The following is a 22,946-nucleotide window of genomic DNA, read 5'->3' as shown; positions in this document are numbered from 1 at the left end:
CCGGACGTTCCTAGCTCTTGAGCGCTGGCCCTTGCGCCGGAGACGTCCCCGGACACCAAGGGTCGCGAACGACGAGACCGGAGGGAGCTGATGGCAGCGTTGCGCGTGTCGGGTCGTGGCGTGGATCTCGGGGAAGCCCTGAGAACCCGGGCGGAGGAGCGGATTTCCGCGGCTCTCGCCAAGTACTTCGACGGTGCCTACCACGGCCACGTGACGGTCGCGCGGGACGGCGGCGCCTATCGCACCGACTGCGTGCTGCACTTGCCCTCGGGCATCACCCTCGAAGCCTCGGGCTCCGCCCACGACGCCCATGCGAGCTTCGACCAGACCGCGGAGCGGATCGAGAAGCGCCTGCGCCGCTACAAGCACCGCCTCAAGGCCCATCCGAACGGCCACGCCAAGGACATCGCGATCGATGGCGCCCTGCCCGGCACGGCCGTGATGGAAGCGGCCTACTCGGTCATGGAGGCGCCCGAGGAGGATACCGGCGAGCACCCGCCGATCATCGCCGAGAGCACCCGCACCCTGCACCGGCGCACGGTGAGCGAGGCGGTGGTGGAGCTCGATCTCACCGGTGTCCCCGTCCTCGTCTTCGTTCATGCTGGAACCGAGCGGGTCAACGTCGTATATCGTCGTGGCGACGGCGCGATCGGCTGGATCGATCCGCCGGAACGCGGCACTCCGTGAGCGGGCTTGAACCCCTCTCCCGGAGGGCCTCCGGTCCTGGAACAAGAGCGGGGCGCCTTCGCGCTCCCCGCCGATGAGGCAGCGGTCTCGATGCCATTGCTGGAATTCCTGAAGCCGGAGGCAGTCCTCCCGGCGCTGCGCGCGCAGGGGAAAAAGCAGGTTCTGCAGGAGCTGGCCGCCCAGGCGGCCCGCCACCTGCCGGGCCTGGACGAGCGCGAGATCTTCGAGACGCTGCTGCAGCGCGAGCGCCTCGGATCGACCGGGATCGGCGAGGGCGTGGCGATCCCGCACGGCAAGCTGCCGGGGCTCGACACGCTGTTCGGCCTGATGGCCCGCCTCGAGCGCCCGGTCGATTTCGAGGCCCTTGACGGCCAGCCGGTCGACATCGCCTTCCTGCTCCTGGCTCCCGAGGGCGCCGGGGCCGATCATCTCAAGGCCTTGGCCCGGGTCGCCCGGGTGCTGCGCGAGCCCGGCATCATCGACCGCATCCGCGCCGCCCGCGACGCCGACGCGCTCTACGCCCTCCTGACCCAATCCCCCGCCCAGGCCGCGTGACCATGCGGACGTCCCTCCTCGCGGCGGCGATGCTCCTCGCCGCCACCGGTGGCGCGCACGCCGTCGACGGCACCTGCGCCCGCGACCTCCTGGTCGCGCAATCCTCGCAGCGGACGGCGATCGAGCGCCTGGAGACCATCGGCGACAGCGAGGCCGACCGCTGCCGCGGCTGGCGCCAGCACGTCGACACGATGCGCCGCTCCGCCACCGTCTACGGCCGCTGCCTCTCGGGCGCGGAGCGCACCGAGCGCCTGGCGCAGGTCCAGGGCTCGGAGAAGGAGTTTTCGGAGCTGCTGCGGAACCGCTGCAAGGGGCGGTGAGCCGGGGACGGGTTGGCGGCGGCAGCCTCGCGTCACCGCACCAGCGGCTCGGCCACGACCTTCACCGGGTGGCCGCGGCTGACCAGCACCGCCGCGCTCGAATGCTCGGGGTCGGTCTCGAACCGCGTGCGGACCCAGGCGACCAGGAACTTCGCGTATTCCGAGGCGAGCAGACGCGCCGAGGCCGGGTGGCGCCACCACTGATCGGGATCGATCACGTCCGAGACGACCGGGTGCGGGACCACCCGGTGGCCGTCCGCCAGGGCATGGTCGAGTTCCACCAGGGTGCGCGGCATGTGGTAGTTCGAGGTGACCACCGCGACGCTCCGGAAGCCGTTCTCGCGCATCCAGCGCCGGATCTCGATGGCGTTGCCGATGGTGTTGCGCGCCCGGTAGTCGAGATCGACGCAGCAGGCGATCAGGTGCTGCTGGCCCGGGTTGAGCCGGGCGATCTCGTCGCGGCTGGTGCGCTCGTTGACTCCGGTGATCAGCAGGCGCCGGCCGTAGCCGCCGGCGAGCAGGTCCATCGCATCCTCGATGCGCTGGGCGCCGCCGGTGAGCGCCACGATCCCGTCGGAGGGGCCGAGCGGCATCCGCTCCGCACGGGCGAGGCCGCCCACGAAGGCCAGGAAGCCGAGGCCCAGGGCGAGACCGGCGGCGAGGCCCGCCCCGGCGAGGCCCAGGGCGAGGCGGCGGCGCAGGCTCCAGGACACCCGGGATTCGGGCTCCGGAGACTGATGCTCCGGGACTTCGGGATCCGGAGACCTGGTCGGAGGCCGTCCCTCGGGCGCGCCGCCCGACCAGGACCAGCCCACCACGTCGCCGGTTCGCGTTGTCATTCCGCGCTGCATCCGTGAGGTCATCTCACCCGTGTCGAGCATAGTGCCGATTGCGGCGGCCGAGAGGCAACCACCGCAGGCGGCGAATCGTTCACCAGCCGGTCCCCCGCCCTGTGAAGAGCGGGCAAGGACCGGGTGTAGCGCAGGAACCTAGCGTCAGGCTGGCGTCAGTCGAGGAAGCGGCGCACGGTGAGGCGCGAGACCACCGCGGTGACGATCGAGGCGATGACCCCGATCAGCAGTACGCTGGCATAGCCGCGCCAGCCGATGGCGAAGCCGCCGAACAGCGCCTCGATCTCGTCGCCGGCCGGGCCGGCGCGCCACAGCCGGGCGAGCGCCCCGCCGGCCCCGATCACCGCGAGCGCCGCGACGGCCCCGACCGCGCCGCCGCGCAGGCCGAGGCGGAAGAAGCGGCGCTGGAACTCCCGGGCGATGAAGTCGGCATCGGCCCCGACGAAGTGCAGCACCTCCACCACCTCGCGGTTGCCCGCCATGGCGCCCCGGGTCGCGAAGGTGACGGCGAGCCCGGTGGCGAGCAGCACCAGCCCCACCACGGCGACGCCGACGCCCACCACGGTGTTGGCCATGGTCGAGAGGCGCGAGAGCCAGAGCGCGTGGTCGTCGAGGCTCGCGACCCCGGGCAGCGCCTCGGCGAGGCGCTGGCGCAAGGCGCCGAGATCGGGGGTCCCGGAGCCCAGCCGCACCGTGATGAGGCGCGGCACCGGCAGGTCGCCGAGGTCGAGGCCGCTGCCGAGCCAGGGCTCGAGCAGGCGCTCCGATTCCGCCTTGGTGAAGGGCCGCGTCGCGGCGATGCCGGGGGTGGCGGAGGCCAAAGCCGCCGCCTTGGCGACGTCCGCGTCGGTGTCGCGGCCCGGCCCCGGGCGGATCTGGATCGTGACCTCCTGCGCCACCGAGCCCTGCCACTGCGCCGCGCTGGAGGCGACGATCTCCGCACCCCCGGCGCAGAGGGCGGCGAGGAAGGTCAGGATCGCGATCACCGCGGCGAGCGCCCGGCCGGCGCTGGTGTCGGTCGGCACCAGCGGGGCGTTGCGGCGCAAGGTGGGCGGCAGGTCGGAGGCCGGCGCCTCGCGCCGCGGCGGCCGCTCCAGGGTGGCTCCTTCAGACATGGTGCGTCTCCCCGCGGGTCATCCCTCGATCCGCAGGCGGTTGTTGCCGAGCACGAACCGGCGCGCATCGACGAGGTCCATCAGGGCGAAATCGTGGGTGGCGATCAGCACCGACGTGCCGAGGCGGTTGAGCTCGACGAACAGGCGCAGCAGGCGCCGGCCGAGTTGGGGATCGACGTTGCCGGTCGGCTCGTCGGCGAGCAGCAATTCGGGCCGGGCGATCAGCGCCCGGGCGATCGCCGCGCGCTGCTTCTCGCCGCCCGAGAGGAGCGGGGGCAGGACGTGCATGCGCTCGCCGAGGCCCACCCAGCGCAGGAGTTCCACCACCTCGGCCCGGTAGCTCGTCTCGGCCCGGCCCTGGACGCGCAACGGCAGGGCGACGTTCTCGTAGGTGGTCAGATGGTCGAGCAGGCGGAAATCCTGGAACACCACGCCCATGCGGCGGCGCAAGCTCGTCAGGGCGTCGCTCGAGATGCCGCTCACCTCCTCGCCGAAGACCGAGACCAGGCCCCGGCTCGGCCGCACCGAGAGCAGGATGAGGCGGAGCAGCGTCGTCTTGCCGGCGCCCGAGGGGCCGGTGAGGAACTGGAACGAGTGCGGCGCGATGGTGAAGCTGATGTCGCTCAGGACCTCGGGACCGACCCCGTAGCGCATCCCGACATTCTCGAACCGGACCACCGGCTCGTCCATGCCGCCGAGCAGGCTGTTTCCGGTCCCCCGGTCCGTTCTCGCGTCCATCCGGTCTCCATGGGCGGGCTCTCTCCCGCGGCCGGGCCGCCCTCGCGGCCGGCCCTTTCCCCGGCCGCTTTACCACGCATTAAGGCTGTGGCGGGAGGAGTTGTCGTCCGGCTCCGGTGCCGCGCCCGACTGATTCGCCATGCTGATCGTCTGCCCTGCCTGCGCAAGCGAATATACGCTCGATCCCGAGAAGATCGGCCCCGCCGGGCGGACCGTGCGCTGCGCCGCCTGCCGCGAGCCCTGGTTCGTGCCCGCCCCCGCGGCGGAACCGGCCCCCGAACTCTCGCCTCCCGGCGAGGCGGTGTTCTCGGCCGCCGGGAATGCCGCGCCCCGCCGTGCCGCGCCCCCCGCCGCGACGACGGGCGCCGCCGGAGGCTCCGGGCGCCGGCGCCTCGCCGTGGCGGCCCTCGCGGTCGCGGCCTGCGGGGCGGTCCTGGTCGCCCTCCTGCCGGCCGGGCGGCAGGCCGTCGTGCGCGCCCTGCCCCAGACCGCCCGGCTCTACGCGGCGATCGGCCTTCCGGTGAACCTGCGCGGCCTCGCCTTCCGCGACATCGCCGCCTACCAGGTGCCGGACGCCTCCGGCAGCGGTCGCCTCGTGGTCGAGGGCGACGTCGTGAGCGCCTCGAAACACGTCGTGCCGGTGCCTCCGCTCAGCCTCGAAGTGCGCGACGAGCACGGCCACGTCGTCTATCGCTGGACCGCCGAGCCGCCGCGGGACCGGCTGGAGCCCGAGGAATCGGCCCGCTTCCGGGCCGAGCTTGCCAGCGCCCCGACCAAGGGGCAGCAGGTGCTGGTCCGCTTTGCCGCGGTTGACAGCGGGGATTCTGCCGTCAGCCTGCGAGCTCCGATGAACCTTCAGGCGAACCCGAAAGACCGATGAACCCGCCCCTGCCCCGCGTCCGCGTCCTCTTCGACGAATCCGCCATCGCGCAGCGCAACGAGGAGATCGCCCGCGCCATCGCGAGCCAGCCCCTGGAGAACCTCCTGGTGGTGGCGGTGCTCAAGGGCAGCTTCATGTTCGCCGCCGACCTGATCCGGGCCCTGCACCGGGCGGGCCTCGCGCCGCAGGTCGAGTTCATCCACCTGTCGAGCTACCGCGCCGCCACGGTCTCCTCCGGCCAGGTCGCGATCCTGCGCGACGTCGAGAGCGAGGTGCGCGGGCGCGACGTGCTGCTCATCGACGACATCCTCGAATCCGGCCGCACCCTCGTCTACGCCAAGGACCTCCTGATGGCGCGCGGCGCGCGGCGGGTGCTCAGCACCGTGCTGCTGGAGAAGCCCGGCAAGCGCGCGGTGACGATCGACGCCGACTACGTCGGCTTCACCTGCCCGGACGTGTTCGTGGTCGGCTACGGCATGGACGTGGCCCACGCCTTCCGTCAGCTGCCCTATGTCGGCCTCGTCGATTACGGCGACGGCGGGCCGGACCTGTTCGACAAGGCGTAAGACTCACGGGACGAGGCCCGAGCATCCGGAGCGATGCACGATTGCAACGCGGTCGGGCTTCGCCCCGGAAAGCGACACGAAACCGGAACCTGATCTGCCGCAAGGGCTTGACCCGATGCTGCGCGCCCGATCACACTCGTCGCATCCGCGCGGCGTTTCGGCCCGGAGAGACGAGAGGACATGGCGCGCATCCTGCTGGTCGACGACGAGGAACCCATCCGCGGCTTCCTGAAGCGCGGGCTGGAGATGGACGGCCACACGGTCGTGACGGCTGTCGACGGCAGCGACGGTCTCGACCGGCTCGCCGAGAACGCCTTCGACCTGATGCTGACCGACATCCGCATGCCGCTGATGGACGGCATCGCTCTCTCTCTCGCCGCCAAGCGCGACTACCCCGACCTGACGATCCTGCTGATGACCGGCTTCGCCGATCAGCGGGAGCGCGCGCGGGGCCTCGACGCCATCGTGGCCGACGTGCTGACCAAGCCCTTCACCCTCGCCGACATGCGCGCCACCGTCTCCCGCACCCTGCGCGCCGCCGGGGCGGTGCCGGCGCGCTGAGAAGGCGCGTCGGCGCCCGGCCACCGGTCAGGCGAAATGGGCGAGCGCGAAATCGACGAAGGAGCGCAGCTTCGGGGTGATGCGCCGGTCGGGCGCGTAGAGCAGGTGCATCGGGCGGGAGACGGGCCGGTAGGCGGGCAGCACCGTCACGAGATGGCCCGCCGCGACGGCATCCCGGACCAGGGCGGTCGGCTGCAGCAGCAGGCCGAGGCCGGAGACGGCCGCCGTGAGCAGGGCCTGGCCATTGTTGACCAGGAGCCGGTACGACACCTCGACCGCCACCTGCCTCCCCTCTCGCCCCTCCGGCCCGACGAAACGCCACTGGTCTCCCGTCGCCATGTAGGCGAAGCCCAGGCATTCGTGCTGCGCGAGGTCGGCGGGCACGCGCGGCGCGCCCCTGGCCGCCAGGTAGGACGGCGCGGCGCAGAGGGAGAAATCCATCGGGCGCAACGGCCGGGCGATCAGGCCGCCCTCGGCCGGCGGGCCGACGCGGAAGACCACCTCGTAGCCTTCCTCGATCAGGTCGACCTTCCGGTCCGAGAGAGTCAGCTCGACATCGACCTGCCGGTGGGCCGCGAGATAGGCAGGCAGCACCCGGGCGAGGTCGTAGGCACCGAAGGTAACCGGGGCATTGACGCGGATCCGGCTGCGCGGCACCGCCTGGCTGCTCGCCGCGACCGCCTCCACCGCCTCGACCTCCGCCAGGATGATGCGCACGCGCTCGTAGAGCGTGCGCCCCGCCTCGGTCAGGCTCTGCCGGCGCGTCGTGCGGTGGATCAGCCGGAGGCCGAGATGCTCCTCCAGCAGGCGCACCTGCTTGCCGACCGCCTGCGGCGAGAGCCCGAGCGCCTCGCCCGCGGCCGAGAAGGATCCCGTCTCGACGGCCTTGGCGAAGGCCTCCATGCCCGACAGACGATCCATCGATTGCAAACCGTTCGTTTCAAACCTCGAATGCGAGGCCGGATTTATCACGCCGCCCGGCGGGTCCATACCGGTCGCACGAGCGGGGCAGACCAGAGGAGAAGTCCGTCATGTCGACCCATCGCCGCGTGGTGATCACCGAGTTCGGCCCACCGCAGGTCATGACCTTGTCGAGCGGGGACCTGGCCGCGCCCGGCGCGGGCGAGGTGTGCTTGCGCCAGACCGCCATCGGCTTCAACTTCATCGACGTCTACCAGCGCCGGGGCGCCTACCCGCTCGACCTGCCGACCGGGCTCGGCTTCGAGGCGGCGGGGATCGTCGAGGCGGTGGGGCCGGACGTGACGGACCTGAAGCCCGGCGACCGGGCGGCCACCATGAATGCCGGTGTCGGCGCCTATGCGGACCGGCGCATCGTGCCCGCGGGCAAGCTCGTGCGGCTGCCCGAGGGCGTCAGCGACGAGGCTGCCGCGTCCCTGCTGTTCAAGGGCATGACGGCGCAGTACCTCCTGCGCAAGACCCATGCGGTGCAGGCGGGCGACCTGCTGCTGGTCCATTCCGCCGCCGGCGGCGTCGGCCAGATCCTGACCCGCTGGGCGACCGCACTCGGCGCCAAGGTCGTCGGCACCACCGGCTCGCCGCAGAAGCGCGATGCGGCGCTCGCCGCCGGCTGCGCCGCCGTCATCGACCTGAACGATCCCGACTGGCCCAAGGCCTTCCTGGACGCCACCGGCGGCGCCAAGGCCCGGGTCGTCTACGACGCGGTCGGGAAGGACACCCTGCTGAAGTCCCTCGACTGCGCCGCCCCGTTCGGGCTCGTCGTCTCCTACGGCGCCGCCTCGGGGCCGTCCCCGGCGATCGACCCGGAACTCCTGAACAAGAAGGGCTGCCTGTTCCTCACCCGCCCCTCGGTCTTCCCGCACAATGCCGACCCGGCCACCTTCCGGGCCAACGCCGCCGACCTGTTCGACGCGATCGCGCGGGGCCACGTCGCGGTCGAGATCGGGGCGCGCTTCCCCCTGGAGAAGGTGGTGGAGGCGCACGAGGCGGCGGAGGCGCGGGCGGTGACGGGGGCGATCGTGCTGGTGCCCTGACGGATCGTCAGTTCATCCACCAGATCGCCGCGTTGAGCGCCGTCGCGTAGGCGACCCACGCGGCGTAAGGAACGAGGACGAGGGCGGCGATCCGGTCGAGCGAGGCGAAGAGCCGGATCGTCCACAGGATCATGATCAACAGGGCGACCACCACGACCAGCCCGCCGCCCAGGTCGTGCCGGGCGAAGAAGACCGGCGTCCAGGCGCCGTTGAGGGCGAGCTGAACGAAGAAGGCCCACAAAGCGAGCGTGCGGGTGCGCCGCAACCCACCCGTCGCCGGGGCGGTGCCGAGGACCCGCCAGCCGGCGAAGGCGATCAGCGTGTAGAGGATCGTCCAGGCGACCGGAAACAGCCAGTTCGGCGGCGTGAAGCCGGGCTTCGCCAGGCCCGCATACCAGGTCGGGATGTTCGGCGTCGTCGCGAGACTCCCCACGACCGCGACCGCCGCCACGGGCGCGATCGCCGCGAGGAGGCGCGGCACGGGGGAGAGGAGGGGCCGGGCGGGATCGGTCAGCGTTGCGGTCGGAGGCATCACGGGCTCGGGTGCTATACCGGGATGGAGGTTGCGCGCCGGCACCGGTTCTGCAAGGGCGGCGGGGGAGCAAAAATCCCCGTCGCATCCTGGAGTCCGGCATGAGCAGCGCCCCGCGCCAATGGTCGAAGAAGAGCCTCGCCGCGCAGGCGCTGGGCCACGTCGATCCGGTCACGAAGGCCGTGGTGCCGCCGATCCACGTCGCCACCACCTATCTCCGCGACCCCGACAACCAGTACTCGTCCGGCTACGTCTACGGCCGGCCCGACAACGCCACCGTCCGCGAGGCGGAAGGCGTGATCGCGATGCTGGAGGAGGCCGAGGCCGGGGCGCTGCTGTTCTCCTCCGGCATGGCCGCCGCCACGGCGGTGTTCGGCGCCCTCGATCCGGGCGACCACATCGTGGCGCCGACCGTGATGTACTGGGCCCTGCGCCGCTGGCTCTCCGAGGAGGCGACCCGCTGGGGCCTCAAGGTCGATTTCGTCGCCACCGACGACCTCGACGCCCTGAAGGGCGCGGTGCGGCCCGGAGAGACCAAGCTCGTCTGGCTCGAGACCCCCTCGAACCCGCTCTGGACCGTCACCGACATCGCGGGCGCCGCCGAGATCGCCCATGCGGCGGGCGCGCGCCTCGCCGTCGACTCGACCGCGAGCTCGCCGGTGGTGACCCGGCCCCTGAGCCTGGGCGCCGACGTGGTGATGCACGCCGCCACCAAGGTGCTCAACGGCCATTCCGACGTGATCGCCGGGGCGCTCGCCGGCGCCAAGGCCGACGACTTCTGGGCCCGCATCCAGCGCATCCGCTCCGGCAACGGCGCGATCCTGGGCCCGTTCGAGGCCTACCTCTTGATGCGCGGGATGCGCACCCTGCACGTGCGCATCGCCGCCCAGATGGCGAATGCCGCCGACCTCGCCCGTCGGCTCACCGCCCATCCGGCCGTGGCCCAGGTGCTGTATCCGGGCCTTCCCAAACATCCCGGCCACGCGGTGGCGGCGCGCCAGATGACCGGCGGCTTCGGCACCATGCTGTCGATCCGGGTGGCAGCGGGCGAGGCGGCGGCGATCAGGGCGGCGGCCCGGGTGGGCTTGTGGAAGCGCGCCACGTCGCTGGGCGGCGTCGAGAGCCTGATCGAGCACCGCGCCTCGATCGAGGGACCGAGCACCCCCTGCCCGCCGGACCTGCTGCGCCTCTCGGTCGGCATCGAGGATGCGGACGACCTCTACGCCGACCTGGATCAGGCCCTGCGGCAAGGCTGAGAAATCGGGGCGAGGGAGCTTCCTGCGGCCCTGGCGCGTTGAACCGGCGAAGCTTTTCTGCCTCGCCGGTTCACGGGAGACCCGCCATGCCCGCCGCCTTGCCCTTCGCGCTCCTCGGCGCGCAGCTCGTCCTCGTCGCGGCGGATGGTCCGCCGCGGCTCGACATCGAGGCGACCTGCAACTCCCCCGGCCGCGCCTCGGTCAGCCAGGAGGCCGGCTCCGACGGCTGCCTGCGGTCCGAGCGCTCGGCCGGCGACGAGTTGCGCAAGCGTTGGAGCCAGTTCTCAGGCTCGGCCAAGAGTCAGTGCTCCCAGCAATCGCGCGCCGGCGGCTTCCCGAGCTACGTCGAGATGCTGACCTGCCTCGAACTCGCCAGCGGCACCGTCCCGGTGACGAGCCCCGCCAACCGCGCCACCGCCGGCCAGGGCAGCCCCACCACCACCGGCAGCACCCGCGGCCAGCCGGAGGAGCGCGCCGACAGCCTCACCGCCGAGCCCCCGCCGAGCCAGCGCACCGACCCGCTCAAGGTGCTGGGCAAGCCGGCCAGGTGAGATCGGGGTGGTGAGATCGGGGTGGTGAGGCCGGCTACAGGACGGCGGCGTAGGGACGGAGAACATCGACGGTCTCGACGAGGCCAGCGGCGTCCATGTCGACGAGAAGCGCTTCGGCGTGCTTCTCGGGCCGCTTGAGTCGCAGCCGCATGGTACGAATAGCGGCTGCGGCCCTGCCGGTATCGAGAGCGATCGTGTCGGCGAGAAAGGCGTCGGTGGAGCGGGCCTCCAGGTCCAGGGGCAGCAGGATCTCCGCGGGAAAATCCTTCAGGTTATCCGTCACGATGACCGAGGCGCGCGTCTTGACCGCCGCCGCCAGTACATGGGCGTCGCTCTTGTCCGGCAAGCCCGCGCCGTGGATCAGGAAATCCTCGAAGCCTGTGACGGCAGCTTCCGCGAATGCGGTCTCCATGGCGGCCCGTGCACGGGCTCCATGTGCGGCGGCATCGGCTACGCCCTTGCAGGACAGGATCTCCGCGATGGCGCGCTCCGTCTCCATCAGGACAGGTTCGGACCATCGGACGCGGAAGAACTCGGCTTCGGCCAAGGTCAGCAGCAGATTCCGCTTCAAGGCGCCGGCAAGCGCGCAGGCGTCGATGAATGCGGTGAAGCGGCTGGCGAACATGGCTCAGAGATGCTCTCCGTCCATCTCCGCGAGGGCAGACAACGCCTCACCTCGCTTCGTATCCCGCGCCCGCTTGTAATCGAACAGGTGCTCGGCCTTGATCCGGCGGTGCCGCCCGACCAGGGTATGGGGGATCTCCTGCCGGTCGAGCAGGGAAATGAGGAATGGCCGCGAGACGTTCAGCAGGTCGGCCGCCTGCTGGGTGGACAGCATCTGGCCCACAGGCACCAACGTCACCGCGTGGCCGCTGCCGACATGCCGCAAGAGGTCGATCAGCAGATTCGACAGGGCGGGCGTCAGCGTCACCTCGACCGGCGATCTGGCCTCGTCGAGAATGCGTAGCTTCGCCCGGTCGGCGGCGTGCGCCGCGAGGATCGTGCGGAGCTGGTTTGCCGCCGCACGCTCGTCCTCCGAGGGAAGACGACGGCCCAAAGGCTCGGCATAGGCCGGCACTGTCATGAAGGCCTCTCCTCTCGAATCGAAGCGGTCGCATTATTCGCAATAATCGCAGCGAACGCAACTGCCGCAACGCGAGAGCGGGAGAGACGTTTCGGCTTCTCAGATCTCCCGCGGCGGCGACGCCTTGGCGTCGTCCGTGGCCGTCGCGAGCCAGACCGGGGCCTCGCCGCGGACCGGGTGCGGTCGTGCGGGCACGGGCGGCGCGGCGCGGGCGGCCGCGAGGTCTCGCAGCTCGCGGGCCTGGGCGGTGTCGTCGACGGTGAGGAAGAGGCCGCGCCGGCGCGCCGCCTGGCCGAGATCGGCCCGGCTGGTCAGCACGCTGAGCGCCGGGCTCGCCAGCAGGGCGAGGACCATGGGTGCCATCCAGAGGGCGAGCAGCGGGTCGGCGGCGTAGGCCAGAGCCGCCGCCAGCAGGCCGCCGGCGACGAGCGAGTCGGCCTGGAGCCGGCAGGCCTCGGACCACGGCACCCGGCGGTCGTCGCGAGCTTGCGTGTCCCAGCGCACCACCCGTCCGGCGAAGGTCGTCGCCACCGCGCCGGCATTGAACAGGGTCATGACCGGCCAGAGCAGCACCCACAGGGCCTGTTCGAGGGCGGCGCTGACCAGCAGGCGTCTCGTGCCACCGAAGGCGGCGCGGCGTTGGGCCGAGAGGAGGACGTGGCCGAGGCTCAGGAGCTTCGGCAGCGACAGCACGGCGAGGCTCAAGGATGCCAGGATCGCCGCCGCCGGCCCCTCGCCGGCGAGGCCGTAGGCGAGGAGGCCGAGATCGCCGCTGCGGATCGCCTGCCAGGTGCCCAGCCCCAAGAAGGCGACCCAGACCGGCGAGGCGAGGTAGGACAGGATGCCGGCGCCGAGATGCCAGCGGCTGCCGGCCGTGAGGCCCGGCAGGCGGAGGATGCCGAGATGCTGCAGGTTGCCCTGGCACCAGCGCCGCTCGCGGCCGAGCAGGTCGGTGAGGTTGGTGGGCATCTCCTCCCAGGTGCCGGGCTCATCCGGCAGGAGGCGCAGCTCCCAGCCGGCCCGGCGCAGGAACGCCCCCTCGACCGTGTCGTGGCACAGGATCTCGCCGCCCAGCGGGGGCCGGCCGGGCAGCACCGGCAGTTCGGCATTGGCCGCGAAGGCCTCGATCCGCAGGATGGCGTTGTGGCCCCAATAGCCCCCGTCCGGTCCCTGCCAGGTCTCCAGCGCCCGGATCGAGAGCGGGGCGTAGAGCCGCACGGCGAATTGCTGGATGCGGGCGAACAGCGTGTCGCGCCCGGCGGCGTAGCTGACGGTCTGGATCAGGCCGACGCGCGGGTTCTCCTCCATCAGCCGCACCAGGCGGCGCATGGCGGTGCCGGTCATCAGGCTGTCGGCGTCGAGCACGATCATGAAATCGTAGTCGTGGCCGTAAGTGTCGCAGAACTCGCCGATATTGCCGGCCTTGCGGCCCGCGTTGTCCTGGCGGCGACGGTAGCGCACGGCCGGCAGGCCGGGCCCGGCGGTCTCGCGCCACGCCCGGATCCGGGCGAATTCGCGCTCCTCGGCAGCGGCGATCTCCGGGTCGCGGGTATCGCTGAGGACGAAGATGTCGAGGTCGCGCCCGTCGCCGCCGGTGCGGGCGAGCGAGCGGGCCATGACCCGGATCGCCGCGAAGACCGCGGCCGCGTCCTCGGCGTGGATCGCCACCACGGCCGCGGTGCGGCTGCGGCCGCTCGCCACCGGCGCCATCGCGGCGGCCTGCCGCTCCACCCGCGACATCACCCGGGCGCCCAGGCCGGCGGCGACCGCGCCGTAGAGGTACTGCCAGGCGATGTAGGCCTGCCAGGCCATCGCCAGGCAGAACAGCGCCAGCACCGCGGCTTCGAGCGGGCCGTCCGGTACGCCGGCGCTGGCGCAGGCCGCCGCCGCGATGGCGAGGGCCGTCGCCACCGTCGGCAGGACGAGGGCCAGCCGGCGCCGGCGTAACGCGGCGGCCTCTCTGCGGATCTCTTGCCGCTGGGTGAGGTCCGCGCCGGGCGCAGCCGGCACCGCATCGTGCGACGGGGGGACGAGGGACATGGGGTCGCGTGAACTCGGTGGATGGGGCCGAAGCGGGACGCGGCGCCGGGCACCAGGACTGGGCTATCCCACTGGCATCGCTTGGATCGATCTCTTGGGTCAATCGGGCTGAATGACGCCAGAACGATGACACCTGTTCGCGGGGCTCCGCTCCCATAGATACAGCCTGGATGTATCGGCCGGCGACGGTCGGCCAGCTCAAGGAGCGCGACGGGTGCCGCAGACCATCCTGATCACCGGCGGGGCCGGCTTCATCGGCCGGGCCGTGGCGCGGGCCCTCGTCGCCCGGGGCGACCGGGTGCGCGTGCTGGATTGCCTGATCGAGCAGGTCCATGGTGCAGGGGAGACGGGCGGCCGGGCCCGGCCGGAGGGCCTGCCGGACGCGGTCGAGCTGCGCATCGGCGACATCCGCGACGGGCGCGCGGTGGCCGGGGCGGTGGCCGGGGTCGACGCGGTGATCCACCTCGCCGCCGAGGTCGGGGTCGGCCAGAGCATGTACGACGTCGACCGCTACGTCGCGGTCAACGACCACGGCACCGCCATCCTGTTCCAGGCCCTGATCGAGCAACCGGTGCGGCGGGTCGTGGTCGCCTCCTCGATGAGCGTCTACGGCGAGGGGCTGTATCGCGGCGCCGACGGGCGGGTGCGCGAGGAGGTCCTGCGCCAGCCCCGCTCGGGCCCCGACGCGCCCTGGGACCCCCTCGACGAGGAGGGCCGTCCCCTGGTGCCGGTGCCGACGCCGGAATGGAAGCGCCCGGCCCTCGCCTCCGTCTACGCGCTCACCAAGTACGCCCAGGAGCGCCTGACCCTGATGCTGGCGCCGGCCTACGGCATGGAGGGCGTGGCACTTCGCCTCTGGAACGCCTACGGGCCGGGCCAGGCGCTCTCCAACCCCTATACGGGCGTCCTCGCGATCTTCGCCTCGCGCCTGCATAACGGCGCCCCCCCGGTGATCTTCGAGGACGGGCACCAGCGGCGCGACTTCGTCCAGGTCGACGACGTGGCCCAGGCCTTCCTGCTCGCGCTCGATCGCCCCCGGGCCGCCGGCCAGGTCTACAATATCGGCTCGGGCGAGGACCGCTCGGTGCGGGAGGTCGCCGCGCTCCTGGCTCGGGCGATGGGCCGGCCGGACCTGACGCCGGAGATCGCCGGCAAGGCCCGGGCCGGCGACATCCGCCACTGCATCCCGGACATCACCAAGGCGCGCGACGAGCTCGGCTACCGCCCGGCCCGCGACTTCGCCGACGGACTCAAGGAACTCGCCGCCTGGGTGGCGGAGCAGGAGGAGGCCCGGGACCGGGTCGAGGAGGCGCGCCGCGAGCTCGACCGGCGCGGGCTGGTGGCGTGATGACGGCTCCCCTGTCGAAGGCCTCCCTGACGGCCGGCCGGCGCCCGGTCCTGATCACCGGCGGCGCCGGCTTCATCGGCGCGAACCTCGCGGACAGCCTGGCGGCGGAGGGGCGGGACGTGCTCGTCTACGACGCCCTGCTGCGCCCCGGCGTCGAGGCCAACCTCGCCTGGCTGAAGGACCGCCATCCGGAGCGCATCTCCGCCGTGACGGCGGACGTGCGTGACGCCGCGAGCCTCGCGGCGTCGGCCTCGGACGCCTCGGCGGTGGTCCACCTCGCCGCCCAGGTCGCCGTGACGACGAGCCTGACGGACCCGGTGGCGGATTTCGCCGTCAATCTCGGCGGGACGCTCACCCTGCTCGAGGCGCTGCGCCGGCGCCCCGACCCGCCGCCCCTGGTCTTCGCCTCGACCAACAAGGTCTACGGCGACCTCGCCGACCTGACCTTCCGGCGGGTGGGCGACGCCTACGCGCCGGAGGACCCGGCGCTCCTCGCCCACGGCGTCGGCGAGGAGCGCCCCCTCGACTTCCACACCCCCTATGGCTGCTCGAAGGGCGGGGCGGACCAGTACGTGCTCGACTACGCCCGCAGCTTCGGGGTGCCGACCTGCGTGCTGCGGATGAGCTGCATCTACGGCCCGCGCCAGATGGGCACCGAGGACCAGGGCTGGGTCGCCCATTTCCTGATCCGGGCGCTGGAGGGCCGGCCGATCACCGTCTACGGCGACGGCTGCCAGGTGCGCGACGTGCTCGATGTCGGCGACGCGGTCGCGGCCTACCGGGCGGCCCTGGCGCGAATCGCGCAGGTGAAGGGCCGGGCCTACAATCTCGGCGGCGGACCGGCCAATGCGGTGTCGCTGCGCCAGGTGCTCGCGGCGATCGAGACGATCGTCGGCCATCCCCTGGCCCTGAGCTTCGAGGATTGGCGCGCGGGCGACCAGCGCTACTACGTCTCGGACACCCGCCGCGTCGCCGCCGATCTCGGGCTCCCGCCTCCCCTCCCCTGGCGCCGGGGCCTCGACCGCCTGGCGGAATGGCTCGCCGGGAGCCGGGGACTGTCCCTGGAGACCCGGTCGGTTCCGGCCTGACACACGCGCGCGAGGCGGTTCGGTTCCGTTCCGCCGCCTGCGGCCCCGGCATGGCAACGGTCGCGCCATGCGCCGAGGGCATGGCGATCAGCCCTCTGGTATCACTCGCTTAACCGCGCCCGGGCAGAAAGCCCTTGTCGTCCGGAGCGGACCCGCCAGATCACCGATAGTCGCCCCCAGTAGTCGCCCCCAGTATCCGCGATGCCCGCTCCCGCCGTAGGACGCCCGTTGTGAGAATCGCCCTCGTCAACCCGACCTGGAGCTTCGAGAACAGCATCTACTTCGGATGCCGTTCCCCGCACCTGCCCCTGGAGCTCGGGGCCTGCAAGGCGCTGCTGGAGCGGGCGGGCCACGCGGTGCTGATGCTGGACGGGGCCCTGGACGGGCTCTCGCTCGCGGGCCTGGCCGACCGGGTGGCGGACTTCGCCCCCACTTTCACGGTGGTGACCACCGCCCCGACCTACCTGTTCTGGCGCTGCGCCCAGCCCGAATTGCGGGTGCCCCGCGCCTTCCTGGACGCGCTGGGGACCCGCGGCGGCCGCACCGTGGCGGTGGGCCCGCACGGCTCGGTCACGCCGGAGACGACCCTCGCCAAGCTCGCCTGCGACCTCGTGGTGCGGGGCGAGTGCGAGGAGGTGGTGGCGCAGCTGGCCGGGGGCGGCCTCGCACGGCCCGGATCCGTGCCGGCCCTGGCCTTCCGCGACGGGTCCGGGACGGTGGTCACCGGTGGCCCCGCGGCGACCACCTTCACCGACCTGCCGGCCCTGTCCTGGCCCGACGCCTGGGTGGCGCGCCACACCCACCACCATCACCGCTACGACCGGGCGCCGGAGGGACCGGGCGCCGAGGTCGAGGCCTCGCGCGGCTGCCCTTATTCCTGCACCTTTTGCGCCAAGATCGACTTCCGGGACAAGTACCGGCGGCGCGCGCTGCCGCTCATCCTGGAGGAGGTCGACCGGTTGATCGCGCAAGGGGCGACCTACCTCTACTTCATCGACGAGATCTTCCTGCCGCAGAAACCCCTGCTGGAGGCCCTGGCCGAGCGCCGGGTGGAGTTCGGGGTGCAGACGCGGATCGACCTGTGGAAGCCCGACATGCTCGACCTCCTGGGTGCTGCGGGCTGCGTCTCGATCGAGGCCGGGGTCGAGAGCCTGACCGAGGCCGGCCGCGCGCTCCTCGACAAGAACTGCCGCGCCTCGACCGACGACCTCGCCGAGCGCCTGATCCATGCCCGCCGCTCGGTCCCGTTCGTGCAGGCGAACCTCATCAAAGTGGCGGGGGACGATCCCGACCTGGTCGCGGCCTGGCGCGACCGGCTGCGTGCCGCCGGCGTCTGGGCCAACGATCCCGTGCCGCTCTATCCCTACCCGTCCTCGCCCGATTACCGCCGCCTCTGGGGCGAGCCGGACGGCGAGGCTTGGGAACGCGCGCACGCGCACTACCTGAACCAGTTCGACCGCTTCAGCGACATCCAGGAGGAGCGGCCGGCCCCGCTGCGCGAACTGGAGGCGGCATGCTGCCCAGCCTGACGGTCCCGGCCGGACGCCCCGCCCCGCATCGCGGCGCCCCGGTCCTCACCCTGTTCATGACCATCGATGCGGTCGGCGGCGTCTGGCAATACGGGCTCGACCTCGCCGAGGACCTGACCCGCCGGGGCGTCGGCATCACCCTCGCGGTGCTCGGGCCCGAGCCGAGCCAGGACCAGTTCCGCGCCGCCCGCGCCATCCGCGGCCTCGACCTCTGTCCCCTCGGCGCCAGCCTCGACTGGACCGCCCTCACTCCCGCCGAGGTCGAGGCCGCCGCGCGGATCGTCGCCCGCGAGGCCGAGCGGGCGGGGGCGGACCTGATCCACCTCAACAGCCCGGCGCTGGCGGCGATCACCGATTTCTGCGCGCCGGTGGTGGCGGTCGCCCATTCCTGCGTGGCGACCTGGTGGGCGGCGATGCGCCCCGGCCCGTTGCCGCCGGACCTCGCCTGGCGGGCGAACCTCGTCGCCGAGGGCTACCGGCGGGTCGACGCGCTGCTCAGCCCCCCCCGCGCCTTCGCGGAGGCGACCGCCGCGACCTACGGCATCGCGCCGCCGCGCGTGGTGCCCAACGGCCGGCGCAGCGCCGCGTCCCGGGGCCACCGCACCCCGGTGGGAGCCGCCGCCTCGCCCTTCGCCTTCACCGCCGGACGACTCTGGGACGAGGGCAAGAACGTCCGCACCCTCGACCGGGCCGCCTCGCGCCTGCGCCTGCCCTTCCTCGCCGCCGGCCCCCTGAAGGGTCCGAACGCGGCGCAGTTCTCCCCCGAGGCCCTGCGCCCGCTGGGCCGCCTCAGCGACCAGGACGTGGCGCGCTGGCTCGCCGGGGCGCCGATCTACGCCTCCGCCGCCCGCTACGAGCCCTTCGGCCTCAGCGTCCTGGAAGCCGCGAGCGCCGGCTGCGCCCTGGTGCTCTCCGACATCCCGACCTTCCGCGAGCTGTGGGACGAGGCCGCGATCTTCATCGCGCCCGACGACGACGCGGGCTTCGCCTGCGCCATCGAGATGGTGGCGGCCGACCCCGCGATCCGGGCGCGGCTCGGCGCCGAGGCGCGGACACGGGCCGAGGCCTACACGGTCGAGGCGATGACGGCGGGCGTGCTCGACGCCTACCGGACGGTGCTGGAGGCCCCGCCCCTGCGGGCCGGGGTGCCGGCGTGAGGATCGTCGCCTTCACCCATTCCCTGCGCTCGTGCTGGAACCACGGCAACGCGCATTTCCTGCGCGGCGTGCTGCGCGAGTTGCAGTCCCTCGGCCACGCTGTCGCGGCCCACGAGCCGGAGGGAGCCTGGAGCGTCGAGAACCTCGTTCGCGACCACGGTGCCGCCGGCCTCGCCTCCTCCCTCGCGCCCTACCCCGAGCTCGCCGCCACGATCGACCCGCCGGGCTTCGACCTGGATGCGGCCCTCGACGGCGCCGATCTCGTGCTGGTCCACGAGTGGAACGAGCCCGCCCTCGTCGCCCGCATCGGCGCGGCGCGGCGCAAGGGCGGCCGCTTCACGCTGCTCTTCCACGATACCCATCACCGGGCGGTGAGCGAGCCCGACGCGATGCGGGCCTACGACCTCTCCGCCTATGACGGCGTGCTGGCCTTCGGCGAGACCCTGGCGGAGGTCTATCGCGGCTGGGGCTGGGGGAACCGCGTCTTCGTCTGGCACGAGGCCGCCGACACCCGCCTGTTCCGCCCTCCGGAGGTCGAGGCCCCTCGCGAGGGGCTGGTCTGGATCGGCAATTGGGGCGACGGCGAGCGCAGCGCGGAGCTGGAGCGCTTCCTGTTCGAACCGGCGCAGCGGGCCGGCCTTCCCCTCGACATCTGGGGCGTGCGCTACCCGGACGACGCGCTGGCCACCCTGCGGCGCTTCGGCGCCCGCTACCGCGGCTGGCTGCCGAATGCCCGTGCCCCGGACGTGTTTTCCCGCCACCTCGCCACCGTGCACGTGCCGCGGCGCTTCTACGTCGAGGCCCTGCCCGGGATCCCGACGATCCGGGTCTTCGAGGCCCTCGCCTGCGGCATCCCCCTGGTCTCGGCGCCCTGGCGCGACAGCGAGGGCCTGTTCACCCCGGGGCGCGACTTCCTGGTAGCGCCGGACGGGGCGGCGATGGAGCGCCACCTGCGCGACCTCGCGCAGGATCCGGGTCTGCGCTCCTCCCTGGCGGAGCAGGGCTCGAGGACGATCCGGGCGCGGCACACCTGCGCGCATCGGGCAGCGGAGCTGCTGGCGGTGGCCGAGACCGTGCGGGGTTGAGCGGCGCAGGCCGCAACCCTGGATTCGTTGCGCATGCGTGAGGTCCATGGCCCTGTGCGCCCGCCGCAGGGGGGAACGGGACATGATCCATCGCGTACTCGCGGAATGGGACCGGGCGCAGCCGGCCGAACGGGAGACGTGCGCCCGGGCGCTGCTGCCCCGCCTGCCGGACGGGCTCGCCTATGCGGGTCTCGAGCGCTTCGATCTCGGCGGGCAGGCGCACGAGGTCGCGACCTACCGCTCGGAGGCACCTGACCGCCGGTTCGTCCTGGTACCGGGCGGGACGGCGCGCCTCGGCTTCGCGGGCGGTGCCGGCTGGCAGCCGACGCCGAGGACGGCCGCCGCCTGGGAGGATTGCGCGGCGGAATGGGGCCTGCCGCCGCTCGCCGAGCATCTCGCGGAGGTGCTCGCGCCGCCGCGCGACGTGGTGCTGCCTGCGCTCCTCGTGGAGACGACCGCCTGGGAAGTCGGCTGGGTTCCGGTCGATGGCGACGATCCGGAGGTGCGTGCCATCGTGGCCTCCCGCCGCGACGAGCAGGTCGTCGAGTTCGGATTCGGGCCGGGGACCGTGCGGGTGGCGTTCGGTCCGGACGGCACGATCCGCGCGGAACGCGCCGAGGAACTGGACCAGGACGACCTCCTGCACCGCCTCGGGCACGACGGCTGGCGCCTGCCCACTCCCGACGAGTGGGAATACCTGTGCGCGGGCGGGACCGGCACGCTGTTCCGGTGGGGCGACGAGGTCCCGGGCGAGGCCTACCCGATCGATCCCCTGCCGGATTTCGATGCGCATCGCCGGCCCAACGCCTTCGGCCTGCGGATCGCCGAGAACCCGTATCTCCAGGAAGTCACGGCAGCGCCCAACACGCTTCGCGGCGGGGACGGCGGGGCGACGATCTGCGGCGGAGCAGGCTTCTTCCTCGGCTGGCTGCCGCTGGCCTCGGCCTATGGCGACCCGAATACCTGCGAACGGTCGCCGGACGAGGTCATCCTTCCGGGCGTCACCGTCGCGCGCAGGGTCGTGGCGCTGGATTGAGGGGGCGGCTCAGTACCGCACGAACTCGCCGAGCCGGCCGGCGAGGCGGTAGGCGCGTTCGCGGGTAAGGCCGCGCAGGATCACCCGGGAATCGCTGTAGAGCGTGAAGGTGCCGTCAGCGGCGGCCTGGATCCGGATGCCCTCTTGCATGACGTGACGCGTCCCCCCTCGCCGTCGATGCAAGGGGAACGCGCGGCGGGCTGCCGGGATACGGGGACGGCCACATATTTTTAAGCATCGCGCCTGCGAAAAACGATCCTTCTGCCGGAACCTTCGCCGTTGGATGAATCTTTCCCGTGTCCCGCGCTTGAGCGGGGAGCCCGCCGCTCCGGCGGGCCGGCCTCCGCCACCGGGCGGGGGTCGCGCAGAGGAGACACCAACGATGAAGAAGACGACTCTGGGCCTCGCGGCGGCGGCCGTTCTCGGTTGCCTCACCTTCGGCATCGGCGCGGCCTCCGCTGCCCCGGCGAGCCCGGCCGGCATCCAGGCGGCTCCCATGGTGGAGACCGTGCAGATGACCCGCGGCGAGCGCCGGATGATGCGCCATCACCGGATGCACCGGCACATGATGCATCGCCGCCACATGATGCACCGGCGGCACATGATGCATCGTCATCACATGATGCACCGCCGCATGCACCGCATGTAAGGGATCGCGCGCCGCCCGGCCTCCAGGCCGGGCGGCGCCTGCCGTCAGAACGGCCGATTGGCCAGGGCCGGCTTGCCGGCCAGGATCCGCTCGTCGACCTGGCGCACGTCGCGCAGGCCGCACATCGCCATCGTGACGTCGAGCTCCTTGCGGATGATGTCCAGGCACTGGGTCACGCCCGCCTCGCCGCCGGCCCCGAGCCCGTACAGGAAGGCGCGGCCGATGAAGACGCCGTGGGCGCCGAGCGCGAGCGCCTTGATGACGTCCTGCCCCGAGCGGATGCCGCCATCCATCAAGACCTCGATCCGGTCGCCCACCGTCTCGACGATGGACGGGAGCGCCGCGATCGACGAGATCGCGCCGTCGAGCTGACGGCCGCCGTGATTGGAGACGATCAGGGCCTCGGCGCCGCTCTGCGCGGCCAGTTCCGCGTCCTCGGGGTCGAGGATGCCCTTCAGGATGAGCTTGCCGCCCCAGCGGTCGCGGATGCGCTTGACGTCGTCCCAGTTGAGGCGGGGGTCGAACTGCTCGGCGGTCCAGGAGGAGAGCGAGCGCAGATCGCCGACCCCTTGCGCGTGCCCGACGATGTTGCGGAAGGTGCGCCGCTGCGTGCGCAGCATGTTGAGGCACCAGCGCGGCTTCGTCGCCAGGTTGATGATGTTGGGAATCGTCATCCGGGGCGGGGTCGAGAGGCCGTTCTTCACGTCCTTGTGGCGCTGGCCCAGGATCTGGAGGTCGAGGGTGAGCACGAGCGCCGAGCATTGCGCCGCCTTGGCGCGGTCGATCAGCCGGTCGATGAAGTCCCGGTCGCGCATCACGTAGAGCTGGAACCAGAACGGCGCGTCGGTGTTCTCGGCCACGTCCTCGATCGAGCAGATGCTCATGGTCGAGAGGGTGAAGGGCACGCCGGCCTTCGCGGCGGCGCGGGCCGCCAGGATCTCGCCGTCGGCGTGCTGCATGCCGGTCAGGCCGGTCGGCGCGAGCGCCACCGGCATGCTCACCGGCAGGCCCACCATGGTGCTGGCGAGCGTGCGGTTCGTCATGTCGACGGCGACCCGCTGGCGCAGCTTGATCTGCGAGAAATCGTCCTCGTTCGCCCGGTAGGTGCCCTCGGTGTACGAGCCGGAATCGGCGTAGTCGTAGAACATCCGCGGCACCCGCCGCTCGGCGAGCACCCGCAGGTCCTCGATGCAGGTGACGGGCCCGCTCGTGAAGAACCGCGACATCCAGGATGGCGGCCGGGACGAGGGCATTCGGGTGGCGTGCATGGCGTCTCGCTCGTGCGTGTCTTCGTTCCCGCGCGGGA

26 protein-coding genes are annotated in these 22,946 nt (G+C 72.5%); 16 read left to right on the top strand and 10 right to left on the bottom strand.

Going from position 1 to position 22,946, the window contains the following annotated elements:
• Positions 1–90: 90 nt before the first annotated feature.
• The 3 genes from hpf to VQ03_RS15610 all read left to right on the top strand — a co-directional run bounded on the left by hpf (position 91) and on the right by VQ03_RS15610 (position 1,562).
• On the top strand, positions 91–687 hold the full coding sequence (gene hpf / locus VQ03_RS15620; RefSeq protein ID WP_048451813.1) for a ribosome hibernation-promoting factor, HPF/YfiA family: 597 nt from the start codon (positions 91–93) through the stop codon (positions 685–687).
• Positions 688–777: 90 nt separating this feature from the next.
• Entirely contained in the window at positions 778–1,242 is a 465-nt protein-coding gene (ptsN, locus tag VQ03_RS15615; RefSeq protein WP_048451812.1) for a PTS IIA-like nitrogen regulatory protein PtsN, read from the top strand.
• A 2-nt stretch (positions 1,243–1,244) separates the two neighbouring features.
• Complete coding sequence (locus VQ03_RS15610) at positions 1,245–1,562, top strand: hypothetical protein (RefSeq protein ID WP_048451811.1); 318 nt, start codon at positions 1,245–1,247, stop codon at positions 1,560–1,562.
• A 32-nt stretch (positions 1,563–1,594) separates the two neighbouring features.
• On the opposite strand, the gene VQ03_RS15605 is transcribed toward VQ03_RS15610, so the two are convergent.
• From VQ03_RS15605 to ftsE, 3 genes are all read right to left on the bottom strand, one after another.
• A complete protein-coding gene (locus VQ03_RS15605) occupies positions 1,595–2,401 on the bottom strand; it encodes a YdcF family protein (RefSeq protein WP_083468031.1) in 807 nt (268 codons plus the stop codon).
• 167 nt (positions 2,402–2,568) lie between these two features.
• Positions 2,569–3,528 carry a cell division protein FtsX gene (locus VQ03_RS15600; protein ID WP_048451809.1) on the bottom strand — a complete coding sequence of 320 codons (960 nt, stop codon included), beginning with the start codon at positions 3,526–3,528 and terminating at the stop codon, positions 2,569–2,571.
• An 18-nt stretch (positions 3,529–3,546) separates the two neighbouring features.
• Positions 3,547–4,266 (bottom strand): cell division ATP-binding protein FtsE, encoded by a 720-nt coding sequence (gene ftsE, locus VQ03_RS15595; RefSeq protein WP_048451808.1) that lies wholly within the window; start codon positions 4,264–4,266, stop codon positions 3,547–3,549.
• 139 nt (positions 4,267–4,405) lie between these two features.
• On the opposite strand from ftsE, the gene VQ03_RS15590 reads away from it, so the two are divergent.
• The 3 genes from VQ03_RS15590 to VQ03_RS15580 all read left to right on the top strand — a co-directional run bounded on the left by VQ03_RS15590 (position 4,406) and on the right by VQ03_RS15580 (position 6,273).
• Complete coding sequence (locus VQ03_RS15590) at positions 4,406–5,146, top strand: zinc-ribbon domain-containing protein (protein WP_048451807.1); 741 nt, start codon at positions 4,406–4,408, stop codon at positions 5,144–5,146.
• On the top strand, positions 5,143–5,712 hold the full coding sequence (gene hpt / locus VQ03_RS15585) for a hypoxanthine phosphoribosyltransferase (RefSeq protein ID WP_048451806.1): 570 nt from the start codon (positions 5,143–5,145) through the stop codon (positions 5,710–5,712). Before VQ03_RS15590 ends, hpt begins: the two co-directional genes overlap by 4 nt.
• Positions 5,713–5,892: 180 nt before the next feature.
• Complete coding sequence (locus VQ03_RS15580) at positions 5,893–6,273, top strand: response regulator (RefSeq protein ID WP_048451805.1); 381 nt, start codon at positions 5,893–5,895, stop codon at positions 6,271–6,273.
• Positions 6,274–6,300: 27 nt separating this feature from the next.
• Here the strand turns inward: VQ03_RS15580 and VQ03_RS15575 are convergent, their stop codons facing one another.
• Positions 6,301–7,194, bottom strand: coding sequence for a LysR family transcriptional regulator (locus VQ03_RS15575; protein ID WP_048451804.1), 894 nt, complete (start codon positions 7,192–7,194; stop codon positions 6,301–6,303).
• 110 nt (positions 7,195–7,304) lie between these two features.
• Here VQ03_RS15575 and VQ03_RS15570 point away from each other — a divergent pair, with 110 nt between their 5' ends.
• On the top strand, positions 7,305–8,285 hold the full coding sequence (locus tag VQ03_RS15570) for a quinone oxidoreductase family protein (RefSeq protein WP_048451803.1): 981 nt from the start codon (positions 7,305–7,307) through the stop codon (positions 8,283–8,285).
• Between the two features lie 7 nt (positions 8,286–8,292).
• On the opposite strand, the gene VQ03_RS15565 is transcribed toward VQ03_RS15570, so the two are convergent.
• Entirely contained in the window at positions 8,293–8,817 is a 525-nt protein-coding gene (locus tag VQ03_RS15565) for a TspO/MBR family protein (RefSeq protein ID WP_048451802.1), read from the bottom strand.
• A 101-nt stretch (positions 8,818–8,918) separates the two neighbouring features.
• On the opposite strand from VQ03_RS15565, the gene VQ03_RS15560 reads away from it, so the two are divergent.
• Positions 8,919–10,073 (top strand): trans-sulfuration enzyme family protein, encoded by a 1,155-nt coding sequence (locus tag VQ03_RS15560; RefSeq protein WP_048451801.1) that lies wholly within the window; start codon positions 8,919–8,921, stop codon positions 10,071–10,073.
• 86 nt (positions 10,074–10,159) lie between these two features.
• Positions 10,160–10,624 (top strand): hypothetical protein, encoded by a 465-nt coding sequence (locus tag VQ03_RS15555; protein WP_048451800.1) that lies wholly within the window; start codon positions 10,160–10,162, stop codon positions 10,622–10,624.
• Between the two features lie 34 nt (positions 10,625–10,658).
• Here VQ03_RS15555 and VQ03_RS15550 read toward each other — a convergent pair whose 3' ends face one another.
• The 3 genes from VQ03_RS15550 to mdoH all read right to left on the bottom strand — a co-directional run bounded on the left by VQ03_RS15550 (position 10,659) and on the right by mdoH (position 13,748).
• Positions 10,659–11,249, bottom strand: a complete 591-nt coding sequence (locus tag VQ03_RS15550) for a PIN domain-containing protein (RefSeq protein ID WP_048451799.1) — start codon at positions 11,247–11,249, stop codon at positions 10,659–10,661.
• Between the two features lie 3 nt (positions 11,250–11,252).
• A complete protein-coding gene (locus VQ03_RS15545; RefSeq protein WP_048451798.1) occupies positions 11,253–11,708 on the bottom strand; it encodes a helix-turn-helix domain-containing protein in 456 nt (151 codons plus the stop codon).
• Between the two features lie 99 nt (positions 11,709–11,807).
• Positions 11,808–13,748 carry a glucans biosynthesis glucosyltransferase MdoH gene (mdoH, locus tag VQ03_RS15540; RefSeq protein ID WP_083468030.1) on the bottom strand — a complete coding sequence of 647 codons (1,941 nt, stop codon included), beginning with the start codon at positions 13,746–13,748 and terminating at the stop codon, positions 11,808–11,810.
• Between the two features lie 214 nt (positions 13,749–13,962).
• Between mdoH and VQ03_RS15535 the strand changes: the two genes are divergently transcribed.
• The 6 genes from VQ03_RS15535 to VQ03_RS15510 all read left to right on the top strand — a co-directional run bounded on the left by VQ03_RS15535 (position 13,963) and on the right by VQ03_RS15510 (position 20,991).
• Complete coding sequence (locus VQ03_RS15535; RefSeq protein WP_048451797.1) at positions 13,963–15,096, top strand: NAD-dependent epimerase/dehydratase family protein; 1,134 nt, start codon at positions 13,963–13,965, stop codon at positions 15,094–15,096.
• Positions 15,096–16,184 carry an NAD-dependent epimerase/dehydratase family protein gene (locus VQ03_RS15530; protein WP_048451828.1) on the top strand — a complete coding sequence of 363 codons (1,089 nt, stop codon included), beginning with the start codon at positions 15,096–15,098 and terminating at the stop codon, positions 16,182–16,184. Before VQ03_RS15535 ends, VQ03_RS15530 begins: the two co-directional genes overlap by 1 nt.
• 230 nt (positions 16,185–16,414) lie before the next feature.
• The gene (locus VQ03_RS15525; protein ID WP_048451796.1) at positions 16,415–17,713 is read left to right on the top strand and encodes a TIGR04295 family B12-binding domain-containing radical SAM protein; all 1,299 of its coding nucleotides are present in this window, start codon (positions 16,415–16,417) and stop codon (positions 17,711–17,713) included.
• Positions 17,698–18,870 carry a glycosyltransferase family 4 protein gene (locus tag VQ03_RS15520; protein WP_048451795.1) on the top strand — a complete coding sequence of 391 codons (1,173 nt, stop codon included), beginning with the start codon at positions 17,698–17,700 and terminating at the stop codon, positions 18,868–18,870. The genes VQ03_RS15525 and VQ03_RS15520 overlap by 16 nt, the downstream gene beginning before the upstream one ends.
• Positions 18,867–19,955, top strand: a complete 1,089-nt coding sequence (locus tag VQ03_RS15515; protein WP_048451794.1) for a CgeB family protein — start codon at positions 18,867–18,869, stop codon at positions 19,953–19,955. The genes VQ03_RS15520 and VQ03_RS15515 overlap by 4 nt, the downstream gene beginning before the upstream one ends.
• A gap of 82 nt (positions 19,956–20,037) precedes the next feature.
• A complete protein-coding gene (locus tag VQ03_RS15510) occupies positions 20,038–20,991 on the top strand; it encodes a formylglycine-generating enzyme family protein (RefSeq protein ID WP_053078602.1) in 954 nt (317 codons plus the stop codon).
• Between the two features lie 9 nt (positions 20,992–21,000).
• On the opposite strand, the gene VQ03_RS33810 is transcribed toward VQ03_RS15510, so the two are convergent.
• Complete coding sequence (locus VQ03_RS33810; RefSeq protein ID WP_167376103.1) at positions 21,001–21,141, bottom strand: hypothetical protein; 141 nt, start codon at positions 21,139–21,141, stop codon at positions 21,001–21,003.
• 232 nt (positions 21,142–21,373) lie between these two features.
• On the opposite strand from VQ03_RS33810, the gene VQ03_RS15505 reads away from it, so the two are divergent.
• Complete coding sequence (locus VQ03_RS15505; protein ID WP_048451793.1) at positions 21,374–21,640, top strand: hypothetical protein; 267 nt, start codon at positions 21,374–21,376, stop codon at positions 21,638–21,640.
• Positions 21,641–21,684: 44 nt separating this feature from the next.
• Here the strand turns inward: VQ03_RS15505 and VQ03_RS15500 are convergent, their stop codons facing one another.
• Entirely contained in the window at positions 21,685–22,866 is a 1,182-nt protein-coding gene (locus VQ03_RS15500) for an alpha-hydroxy acid oxidase (RefSeq protein WP_048451792.1), read from the bottom strand.
• Positions 22,867–22,946: the final 80 nt, after the last annotated feature.

The organism is Methylobacterium tarhaniae, from assembly GCF_001043955.1.
Taxonomy (GTDB): Bacteria; Pseudomonadota; Alphaproteobacteria; order Rhizobiales; family Beijerinckiaceae; genus Methylobacterium; species Methylobacterium tarhaniae.
This window is presented reverse-complemented; position numbering and strand designations above follow the sequence as displayed.